Raw genomic sequence first — 11,798 nt, 5'->3', positions numbered from 1 at the left:
ACTTTGAATTATAGGAGTGTAGCTCAATTGGTAGAGCGCTGGTCTCCAAAACCAGAGGTTGTAGGTTCAATTCCTATCGCTCCTGCATTAATATTATGGTAGAAATGTTAAAAAACCTGTATGTTTTTTTTTGCGATATAAAGCAAGAAATAAGGAGAATTGCTTGGATAAAAAAACAGCAGGTATTGTCATCTTTGTTTATTGTAATAACTGTTATATTATGCTTTTCGATTTTCTTTTGCTTCGTAGATTTTATGTCTCTTTACGTAATTAAGACTTTATTTGGAATTATTTATGGAATATAAGTATAAATGGTATATCATTAAAGTCGATTACGGGTATGAGAAGGATATATGCGAGTTGGCAACCAATACTGTTTACTTTAAGGAGGTGTTTATTCCTTATCAGACAGTATGTGATGTAAAATCTGATATAAAAGAGTTATGTGAAGTATATATATGTATGCATCTGTGTGATGAAAGCAAAAATATTTTGAATCAAATGACTGGGTTTTGTGGTGATGAGTCTGGTCATTTTGAGATGATTTCAGATGATGAGGTAATTTTAAAACGTAAGGAATTTAATAGATATAAGTGGTACATTTTAAGAGTTGCCTCTAATTATGAAGAGAAAGTGCGCCAATATATATTAGAAAATTCTATGAGATTGAATATTAATAATTATTTTAATAGGGTTTTTATTCCTTGTGAAGAATTAAGTGAGATGGATTTAAAATCTAAAAAAAATGCTAAACGAAGGAAGTCCTTTCCTGGTTATGTCTTTTTATACATGAATTTATGCGATGAGGTATTAAATTTTATTAATAATATACCAAAATCTCTTAAGGTTTATGGATTTTTGAAAAATGGTAATGTTCCAAAGGTGATTGAGGATAATGAGATTCGCTCAATGTGTAGTGCGCTTTACAATGCTCAAGAAACGAAAAAGTTGAGTTATGGTTATGAGAAAGGTGAAAAAGTAAAAATTAATGATGGTCTTTTTCAAAATTTTACTGGTAAGGTAGATATGGTAAATGATGAGAAAAAAATTATTAATATTGAAGTATCAATCTTAGGTAAGCCAACAATAATAGAGCTTGATTTGGCTCAAGTAGAGAAAATAGAGGATTAATTATGAGTAATGTAGTTGCTAAGATTAACTTGCTTATGGAAGCTGGAAAAGCAGTTCCAGGACCGAAAATTGCTTCAGTACTTGGCCCGCGTGGTATACCTGTTCCTAAATTTTGTGAAGCTTTTAATAAAGCTACTAGCGCTGCTAACGCTAGTTATAAAGTAGGTGATTTAGTAACAGTGAGAATTTCCATAAAGGATGATCGCTCTCATGATTTTACTGTCAGCGGTCCGCCTGTGGCTTATTTGCTTAAGCAGGAAGCTAAATTAAGTAAAGGTTCTGGTAATTCTGGTAAAGAATTAGTGGCTAAATTATCTATGTCTGCTATCATTAAAGTGGCAAAGTGTAAGATGGTTGATATGAAAGTGGATAATGAAGATTCAGCAGTGAAGATGGTTATAGGCACTGCAAAATCTATGGGTATAGAAGTTGTGGAAGGTTAGGTAAATGAGTACATATAATGATGATTCTAAGCGGTGTTTGGAGAAGATTGTTGAGTCTGCTTCAGCAAAATTTAATGAATCAGTTGATATCGCAGTCAATTTAGGTGTAGATTCACGTAAATCTGAAGAGCAGGTGCGTGGTACAGTAGTGTTGCCTAAAGGTATCGGGAAGAATATTAAAGTAGCTGTTTTTGCTCAAGATAAACATTTATTAGAAGCTGAAAAAGCTGGTGCTGATATTACAGGAGGAGAAGATTTAATTGAAGAGATAAAAAAAGGTAGAAAGTTGAATGTTGATTGGTGCATCACTACTCCTGATTTCATGGCAAAAATCACTCCTATTGCAAAAGTATTGGGTGCTAAAGGGCTGATGCCTAACCCTAAATTTGGTACTGTGACTTCTAACATTGCGGAAGCTACTAAAACCATTAAGTCTGGTCAAATAAAATTCAGGACGGATAAAAATGGGGTTATTCATGGTAAATTAGGAAGTATTAAATTTGATATTGATGATTTGCTGGAAAATTTAAAAGCCTTTCTTAAAGTAATTAGAGACAATAAACCTGCTTCTGTGAAAGGAGTTTACTTTAAAAGCGTTTTTTTAAATTCAACTATGGGTAAAGCTCATAAAATAAACAAAGTAGAAGATATAATTTAAGGGAGCGAAATTGTGAAGCGTAAAGATAAGGATGAATTTATACAAAACATAATGAATGTGTTTGTAAATAATGATTTCTTAATATTGGTAAATTTCAAGTCTATGAATGTTAGCAATTCATTAATTCTTAGGAATAGTCTAAAATCTGTAATGGGTGGGATGTTAGTAGTTAAAAATACTCTAGCTTGCTTGGCTTTGGAAAGGACTGGTAAATTTTCTTATTTATCAGGTAAATTTTCTGGTTCTGTTGCTATTATATATTCTAGTGCTATAGTAGAAGCTGCAAAGTTAATAGTTGATTTTATTAATGCTAACAAAGAAAAAATGTCTGTGATTTGTGCGGCTCATATAAATGAATTGTTAACAGTGGAAGATGTTAACAAATTGGCTAAGCTTCCCTCTCTGGATGAATTGCGTGTTAAAATTATGCGTTTAATATCTTATGATATTCCTGCTCGGTTAGCATTGTCTATTAATTCATCTTCTATGAGGCTTATGAGAGTTTTGGATTACTATAGTTCTAAAAAATAAATTTGTTGTTAAATAAGGTGGTCAGTATGAATAATGTAACAAGTGATTTGGTTGATAAAATATTATCTTTAAATCTATTAGAAGCTTCTGAACTTGTAAAAGTTCTAGAAGAAAAAATAGGGTTGCCTAGTGGTTCTTTTCTTGGTGGAGCTGTTGGTGCTGGGGTGCCTATTAGTGATAATGCTAATGCTCCTGTTGCTCAAGAAAAAGCTGAATATAAAGTTGTAATCAAAGAGATTGATGCAAGCAAAAAAATAGGAGTGATTAAAGCTATTAGAGAAGTTAATCCTACATTGAATTTAAAAGAAGCGAAAGAATTAGTTGAGTCTTTACCAAAAGATTTGACTGCTAATGTTTCTAAAGACGAAGCAGAAAAAATAAAGCAAAAACTTATTGAAGCAGGAGCAACTAAAGTTGAGCTTGAATAAAATGTTAGTATATTAATTTTATGTTGATATAGCTCTTTTAATTAGTGAAGGTATTTTAATGGTTGATTCTTCTTATATGTGTGCTTCTAGTGCTTTTGTTCCTAGAGTTTCTTATTCCAGGTCGATTGATTTAAAAGATTCTTTGTTGGATTTGGTTAAAGTCCAAAAGGGGTCATATAATTCCTTTACTCCTAATAATGAGAGTAATGAAAGACTTGAAGCTATCTTTCATACAATTTTTCCAATATCTGATCCTTTGCATAGGGCTACTATCGAATTTTTGAATTGTAGGGTAGATGATCTTAAGTATAGTGAGTCTGAATGTATAAAACGTGGTATAACTTTTTCTGCTCAGGTTATTGCTTCTATACGTCTTGTTATTATGCAGGATGGTGTTTCTCTTGAAAAATATCAAGAGATTAAAGAAGATGATGATCATTCTAAGCTTGCAACTGTTATAAAATCTGCTGAAGAGCAGGAGGTTCGCTTTTGTGAACTGCCTATGATGACTGATAAAGGTACTTTCATCATCAATGGCGTAGAGAAAGTTATCGTTTCACAAATGCATAGATCTCCTGGAGTCTTTTTTGATAGTGATAAGGGAAAAACTTACAATTCTGGCAAATTGATCTATTCTGCTAGAGTGATTCCTTATAGGGGTTCTTGGCTTGATATTGAGTTTGATGTTAAAGATCATTTGTATTTTCGTATTGATAGAAAGAGAAAGTTGCCAATATCAGTTTTATTAAAGGCTTTGGGCTTATCAAATAATGACATACTTAATAAATTTTATGAAAAAATAGAGTATATAAAACATAAAAGTGGCTGGAGAGTACCTTTTTCCCCTGATAAATTCAAGGGAGTGAGGCTTCCTTTTGATTTAAAGAATGTTGAAGGCAATGTGTTACTTAAAGCTAATGTTCGTATTACTTCAAAATTAGCTAAAAATCTATATGATAACGGATTGAAAGAGTATCTAATTCCTTATGATTCTATATGTGGTTTATTTCTTGCAGAAGATTTAATAGATAGTGCTAGTTCTACAAAAGTCTTATCTGCTGGTGAATCTATAAAATTAGAGGATATAAAAAAGCTTGAATTATTATCTATAGATAAAATATCAGTGTTGAACATAGATAATGTTTCTGTTGGACCTTACATATTAAACACACTTTTCTTAGATGAAAACATGTCTTATGAGAACGCTCTATATGAAATATATAAGGTTTTGCGTCCTGGTGAAGTTCCTGTTTTAAAGATAGTAGAGGAGTTTTTTCGTAATCTTTTCTTCAGTTCGGAATATTATGATTTGTCTAACATTGGTAGATTAAAACTTAACTCTTGCCTTGGGTTAAATTATGAGGAAAATTTAACTACTTTAACACATGAAGACATTATTGAAATTATAAGAAAAATAGTATTGTTACGTGATGGTCAAGGATCTGTAGATGATATTGATCATTTAGCAAATAGAAGAGTCCGTTCAGTTGGAGAGTTTATAGAAAATCAATTTAGAACTGGATTATTAAAATTGGGACGGGCAGTAGTTGATTCTATGTCTACTTCTAGTTTAGATAAAGTCTCTCCATCTGATTTTATAAATCCAAAAGTGTTAACCAATGTCTTAAGAGATTTTTTCAACTCTTCCCAATTATCTCAATTTATGGATCAGACTAATCCATTATCTGAAATAACACATAAAAGAAGGTTGTCAGCGTTAGGTCCTGGTGGTTTAACAAGAGAGAGGGCGGGATTTGAAGTGCGTGATGTTCATCCAACTCATTACGGAAGAATTTGCCCTATTGAAACTCCTGAGGGGCAGAATATAGGCTTAATTAATAGCTTAGCTATATACGCTCGTATTAATAAATATGGGTTCATTGAAAGTCCTTATAGGAAAGTAGTTAATAAGGTTGTTACTGATCAAATTGAGTATCTGTCTGCTATAGATGAAGGTTTATATTATATAGCCGATACCAGCGCAAAGCTTGATGAGAACAACTGCTTTGTTGATGATATGTTATACTGTAGGTATGCTGGTACCTTTGTAATGGTAAATAGTAATCAAGTAAGTTACATTGATTTATCTCCTAAGCAGGTAATATCGGTTGCTGCTTCTTTAATTCCATTTTTAGAAAATGATGATGCTAATAGAGCGTTAATGGGTTCAAATATGCAGCGTCAAGCTGTACCTTTATTGAAGCCTACTGCTCCTTTGGTTGCTACTGGCATGGAGTCTTTCGTAGCTTCTGGCTCTGGTGCTGTAGTTTTAGCAAAACGTGGTGGCATAGTTGACAGCTCAGATAGTAACTCTATAGTTATACGTGCTTTTGACAAAGGAGGAATTAACTACTTGGATGTAGATATTTATCATCTAAGAAAATTTCAGCGTTCTAACCATAATACTTGTATTAACCAGAAACCACTGGTGCATGTAGGTGATTGTGTTAAGGAAGGTGATGTGATAGCTGATGGTCCTGCTATTAATAACGGTGAATTGGCACTTGGCCAAAACTTGCTAGTCGCTTTTATGTCTTGGCAAGGTTATAATTTTGAAGACTCAATCATTATTTCTAGTGAAGTTGTTAAAAAAGATCTATTTACTTCTATTCATATAGAAGAATTTGAATGTGTTGTACATGACACTCCTTTAGGGTCGGAAAAAATAACTCGTGCCATACCCGGTGTTAATGAAGAAAATCTTTATCACTTGGATGATAGTGGTATAGTAAAGGTTGGTACAAGAGTTGGTCCAGGTTATATTTTGGTGGGGAAAGTTACACCTAAGCATTCTCTTTCATTGCCTCCTGAGACAAAATTGTTAATGACAATTTTTGGTGAAAAGTCATTTGATTGTGTGGATTCCTCTTTATATACATCTCCAGATATTGAAGGGATAGTGATTGATGTGCAGGTCTTTACACGCAGAGGGGAAGAAGAAAACGAAAGGGCGTTTCTTATTAAGCAAAAAGAGGTAAATGATTTTGAGAAAGAGCGGGACCATATAATCAATGTTATTAATCAATATTTCTATGATGAATTAAGAAAAATTCTTATTAATTCTGGCTCGCAAGATCGAGAAAGTATTAATTTTATTGAACGTGAGGGATGGTGGGATATAGGATTGAAAAACCAATCTATTTCTAAGCAAGTTGAGAGCTTAAAAAAAGATTTTGATGAAAAAGTATCACATGCGATAGCAAACTTTAAGCGAAAAGTAGAAAAATTGCATGAAGGCTATGATCTGCCTCAAGGTGTGTCGATGTCAGTAAAAGTTTTTATTGCTGTAAAACATAGTTTGCAGCCAGGGGATAAAATGGCTGGTAGACATGGAAATAAAGGTGTGATTTCTCGAGTTGTTCCAGTAGAAGATATGCCTTATTTAGAAGATGGTACTCCTATTGATATTATTCTTAACCCTCTTGGCGTTCCTTCGCGAATGAATGTAGGTCAAATATTGGAAACGCATGTAGGTTGGGCTTGTAAAAAATTAGGAGAAAAAGTAGGCAATATTCTTGATGAGATCAATAAAATCAAACGTGCTTTTTGTGAGGCAATTAGATCTCTCAGTGATGATGATTTTGAAAAATTTGCAGCATTATATCTTGATAATAAAAAATTTGAGGATATTAATGATGATGAAATAACGGCTTCTATTTTAGATACGCCTAATAAGGATGAATTAAATAATGAATTGACTACATTAGTAGAGAATTATTTCAACTCTTGTAAAGATGCACACAGTAGTTTACGTCACTTCCTGATTGAGGTTTATAGTTGTGGCAGTAATTTATCTATTTGTAATAACATTCGCGATATTAATGATAATCACCTCATTGAATTTGCGTATAAGTTGCGTGATGGCATTCCTGTTACTGCACCTGTATTTGAAGGTCCAAAAGATGAACAAATAGTAAAGCTATTTGAACTTGCTGGATTGGATAACTCTGGGCAAGTTGTATTATATGATGGTTGCTCGGGTGAGAAGTTTGATCGCAAAGTTACAGTTGGTTACATGTACATGCTTAAGTTGCATCACTTAGTAGATGGTAAAATTCATGCGCGTTCAGTAGGACCTTATAGTTTGGTTACTCAACAACCTCTTGGAGGAAAGTCTCATTTTGGTGGTCAGCGTTTTGGTGAAATGGAATGTTGGGCACTGCAAGCCTACGGTGCTGCTTACACTTTGCAGGAAATGTTAACTGTGAAGTCTGATGACATTAATGGCAGGGTTAAGATTTATGAATCGGTAATAAAAGGTGACAGTAACTTTGAATGTGGAATTCCTGAATCCTTTAATGTCATGATAAAAGAGTTGCGTTCCTTGTGTTTTAATGTGGATTTGAAGCAAAATGACATAGTAATTGAAGATATATCTCACACTAATATCGCACAATCTTTTAATGAGGTTAGCATTTCCATTGCTAGCCCTGAAAGTATTAAACGTATGTCTTATGGAGAGATAACAGATGTTTCAACTGCAAACTACCGTACATTCAAAGTTGAGAAAGGTGGATTATTTTGTCCTAAAATTTTTGGTCCTGTCAATGATGATGAATGTTTATGTGGAAAGTACAAAAAAAGAAGACATAGGGGCCGTATATGCGAAAAATGTGGAGTAGAAGTTACATCTTCTAAAGTAAGAAGAGAAAGAATGGGTCATATAGAGCTTGCATCTCCTGTTGCTCATATATGGTTTTTGAAGTCACTTCCTTCAAGAATTGGAGCATTATTAGATATGTCTCTTAGAGATATCGAAAGTATTTTATATAGTGATAATTATGTTGTAATAGATCCTCTTGTTTCCTCTTTTGAAAAAGGTGAAATTATTAGTGAGAAAGCTTATAATGAAGCTAAAGATAGCTATGGGGTCGATAGCTTTATAGCTATGCAAGGTGTTGAAGCTATAAGAGAATTGCTAATACGCCTTGATTTACATGAAATTAGGAAGAATTTAAGACAGGAGTTAGAGTCTGTTGCTTCTGAAATGAGAAGAAAGAAAATTATAAAGAGATTACGTATTGTTGAAAATTTTATCAAGTCTGGAAACAGACCTGAGTGGATGATACTTACAGCTATACCTATTTTACCACCTGACTTGCGTCCCTTGGTATCGCTTGAAAGTGGTCGACCTGCAGTTTCTGATTTAAATCATCATTATAGAACTATTATTAATAGAAATAATAGATTGAGAAAATTGTTAAGTTTGAATCCTCCTGAGATTATGATTCGTAATGAGAAAAGAATGTTACAAGAGGCAGTTGATTCTCTTTTTGATAATAGTCGTCGTAATGCTCTGGTAAATAAAGCTGGCGCTACTGGATATAAAAAGTCTATTAGCGATATGCTGAAAGGAAAGCAAGGTCGTTTCCGTCAGAATCTTTTAGGAAAAAGGGTAGATTATTCTGGACGTTCTGTAATAGTTGTTGGTCCAACTTTAAAACTAAATCAGTGTGGATTACCGAAAAGAATGGCTCTTGAGTTATTCAAGCCTTTTGTTTACTCAAGGCTTAAAATATATGGAATGGCTCCAACTATTAAATTTGCTAGTAAGTTAATAAGAGCAGAAAAGCCAGAAGTCTGGGATATGCTTGAAGAAGTAATAAAAGAGCATCCTGTTTTGCTAAATAGAGCGCCTACGCTACATAGGCTTGGTATTCAGGCTTTTGAGCCAGTCCTTATTGAAGGTAAAGCAATACAGCTTCATCCACTTGTTTGTACAGCATTTAACGCTGACTTTGATGGTGATCAAATGGCGGTACATGTGCCAATTTCATTGGAAGCTCAACTTGAAGCTAGAGTGTTGATGATGTCAATTAATAACGTTTTAAGTCCTTCTAATGGAAGACCGATTATAGTTCCTAGTAAAGATATAGTGCTTGGTATATACTACCTAACTTTACAGCAACTTAAGGAGGATGATTTACCACTTTTCTGTTCTTTTTGTGAAGTTGAGCATTCCTTAAACAACGGTACTCTACATATTCATTCTCATATAAAGTACAAAATGGAATACATCAATAGCGATGGAAACATTCAGTATAAAACTATTTGTACAACTCCTGGACGTTTAATATTATGGCAGATTTTTCCTAAACATGAGAATCTAAGCTTCGATTTAATAAATCAGGTATTAACAGTTAAGGAAATAACTAGTATTGTTGATTTAGTATATCGTAGCTGCGGTCAAAGTGCTACAGTGGTATTTTCTGATAAATTGATGACACTTGGCTTTGAGTATGCTACATTTTCTGGTACTTCTTTTAGTCGTTGCGATATGGTCATACCTGAAACTAAAGCTACACACGTTGATTATACAAGGGGTGAAATTAAGAAATTTTCTGCACAGTATCAAGACGGACTAATCACTAAAAGTGAGAGGTATAATAAAGTTATAGATGAGTGGTCTAAGTGCACAGATATAATAGCGAATGATATGTTAAAAGCGATATCTGTGTATGATGAAAATAGTAAGTACAATTCAATATATATGATGGTTAGCTCAGGTGCAAGAGGTTCTACTTCCCAGATGAAGCAGTTAGCAGGAATGCGAGGGTTAATGACCAAACCTTCTGGTGAAATTATAGAAACACCTATAATTTCTAATTTTCGCGAAGGATTAAATGTATTTGAATACTTTAATTCTACTCATGGTGCGCGTAAAGGTTTAGCTGATACTGCACTTAAAACTGCAAACTCTGGATACTTAACTCGTCGCTTGGTTGATGTATCTCAAAATTGCATAGTTACAAAACATGACTGTAAAACGAAAAATGGCCTTATTGTAAGAGCTATAGTTGAAGGTAGTACTATAGTTGCATCTCTAGAGAGTGTTGTACTGGGTAGAACAGCTGCAAATGATATATATAACCCAGTAACCAAAGAGTTATTATTAAAAGCAGGGGAATTAATTGATGAAGGTAAAGTAAAGCAAATCAACATTGCAGGTCTTGATGCTATAAAAATTAGATCGCCTTTAACTTGTGAAATAAGTCCTGGTGTGTGTTCTTTGTGTTATGGAAGAGACCTTGCAACTGGTAAAATTGTTTCAATAGGTGAAGCAGTTGGTGTTATCGCTGCTCAATCTGTTGGAGAGCCAGGTACTCAGTTAACGATGCGTACTTTCCATATAGGTGGGGTAATGACTAGAGGTATTGAATCCTCAAATATTATAGCTTCTATTAATGCTAGAATAAAACTAAACAATAGTAATATAATTATAGATAAAAACGGAAATAAAATTGTGATAAGCCGTTCCTGTGAAGTCGTTTTAATTGATAGCCTTGGTAGTGAAAAATTGAAGCACAGTGTGCCTTATGGTGCTAAACTTTATGTAAATGAGGGTGAGTTAGTAAAAATTGGTGATAAAGTTGCGGAATGGGATCCGTATACACTACCTATTATTACGGAAAAGAGTGGTACAATATCTTACCAGGATTTAAAAGATGGAATTTCAATCACTGAAGTGATGGATGAATCTACAGGAATATCAAATAGAGTAGTAAAAGATTGGAAATTGCACTCTGGTGTAGCTAATTTACGTCCTCGTATTGCACTGCTTGATGATAATGAAAAAGTAATAACACTTTCAAGTGGTGTGGAAGCATGTTACTTTATACCAGTTGGTGCAGTGCTTAATGTACAGGATGGCCAAAAGGTTCATGCAGGTGATGTTATCACAAGAACGCCGAGAGAGTCAGTTAGAACTCGTGATATTACTGGTGGCTTGCCTAAGGTTATAGAATTATTTGAAGCACGTCGTCCTAAAGAGCATGCTATCGTTAGTGAAATAGATGGCTATGTAACGTTCTCTGAAAAAGACCGTAGAGGAAAACGCAGTGTAGTAATTAAACCTGTAGATGAGCAAGCTTCTCAAGTTGAGTATTTAGTATCAAGAAGTAAGCATGTAATAGTCAATGAAGGTGATTTTGTGCGTAAAGGTGATTTATTGATGGATGGCGATCCTGATCTTCATGATATTCTACGTGTGCTTGGGTTAGAAGCGTTAGCACACTATATGATTTCTGAAATACAGCAAGTTTATAGATTGCAAGGTGTGCGCATAGATAACAAGCATTTAGAAGTGATCTTAAAGCAAATGCTACAAAAAGTAGAAATTACCGATCCTGGTGATACTATGTACTTAATCGGAGAAAATATCGACAGGCTGGAAATTGATAGAGAAAATGATGCTATGAATAACTCTGGAAAACGACCTGCTCATTATCTTCCTATTCTGCAGGGAATTACTAGAGCAAGCCTTGAAACTAATTCCTTTATTTCTGCTGCCTCTTTCCAAGAAACAACAAAAGTACTTACGGAAGCAGCATTTTGCGGAAAGAGTGATCCTTTGAGTGGGTTAAAAGAAAATGTTATAGTAGGAAGGTTAATTCCTGCTGGTACGGGTCTGATTATGAATAAGGTGAAAGCACTTTCGCTTTGTGAAAATATAGATAAATATGAAAAATATTTTGATATTGAGACTTATGACGAAAAATTGCTGAGTGATAATAGTTATCAATTACATTCTGATGAAGAAGAGAGTGTGGTGGCATCGCACTATGATCAGTCAAATTGAATATATCTAATGAGGTAGTATGTTTAATC

Annotated in this window: 7 protein-coding genes and 1 tRNA gene; all 8 read left to right on the top strand. The window is 33.9% G+C overall.

Annotated features, from left to right (window positions below; all coding sequences use genetic code 11):
* Positions 1-12 precede the first annotated feature (12 nt).
* The 8 genes from ABWU56_RS05595 to ABWU56_RS05560 all read left to right on the top strand — a co-directional run bounded on the left by ABWU56_RS05595 (position 13) and on the right by ABWU56_RS05560 (position 11,769).
* Positions 13-85: transfer RNA gene (locus tag ABWU56_RS05595), tRNA-Trp, on the top strand.
* 10 nt (positions 86-95) lie between these two features.
* The gene (gene secE, locus ABWU56_RS05590; protein WP_012481857.1) at positions 96-305 is read left to right on the top strand and encodes a preprotein translocase subunit SecE; all 210 of its coding nucleotides are present in this window, start codon (positions 96-98) and stop codon (positions 303-305) included.
* Positions 295-1,131 (top strand): transcription termination/antitermination protein NusG, encoded by an 837-nt coding sequence (gene nusG / locus ABWU56_RS05585; RefSeq protein WP_010406831.1) that lies wholly within the window; start codon positions 295-297, stop codon positions 1,129-1,131. Before secE ends, nusG begins: the two co-directional genes overlap by 11 nt.
* Before the next feature lie 2 nt (positions 1,132-1,133).
* Positions 1,134-1,574 carry a 50S ribosomal protein L11 gene (locus tag ABWU56_RS05580; protein ID WP_010406829.1) on the top strand — a complete coding sequence of 147 codons (441 nt, stop codon included), beginning with the start codon at positions 1,134-1,136 and terminating at the stop codon, positions 1,572-1,574.
* 4 nt (positions 1,575-1,578) lie between these two features.
* Complete coding sequence (rplA, locus tag ABWU56_RS05575; protein ID WP_019236646.1) at positions 1,579-2,232, top strand: 50S ribosomal protein L1; 654 nt, start codon at positions 1,579-1,581, stop codon at positions 2,230-2,232.
* Between the two features lie 12 nt (positions 2,233-2,244).
* Complete coding sequence (gene rplJ, locus ABWU56_RS05570) at positions 2,245-2,763, top strand: 50S ribosomal protein L10 (RefSeq protein ID WP_007301987.1); 519 nt, start codon at positions 2,245-2,247, stop codon at positions 2,761-2,763.
* A 26-nt stretch (positions 2,764-2,789) separates the two neighbouring features.
* Positions 2,790-3,191, top strand: a complete 402-nt coding sequence (rplL, locus tag ABWU56_RS05565) for a 50S ribosomal protein L7/L12 (protein ID WP_353281256.1) — start codon at positions 2,790-2,792, stop codon at positions 3,189-3,191.
* A gap of 58 nt (positions 3,192-3,249) precedes the next feature.
* Positions 3,250-11,769, top strand: coding sequence for a DNA-directed RNA polymerase subunit beta/beta' (locus ABWU56_RS05560; protein WP_353281254.1), 8,520 nt, complete (start codon positions 3,250-3,252; stop codon positions 11,767-11,769).
* The last annotated feature ends 29 nt before the right edge of the window (positions 11,770-11,798 follow it).

Origin of the sequence: Wolbachia endosymbiont (group B) of Horisme vitalbata (assembly GCF_964028625.1) — a bacterium.
Taxonomy (GTDB): Bacteria; Pseudomonadota; Alphaproteobacteria; order Rickettsiales; family Anaplasmataceae; genus Wolbachia.
This window is presented reverse-complemented; position numbering and strand designations above follow the sequence as displayed.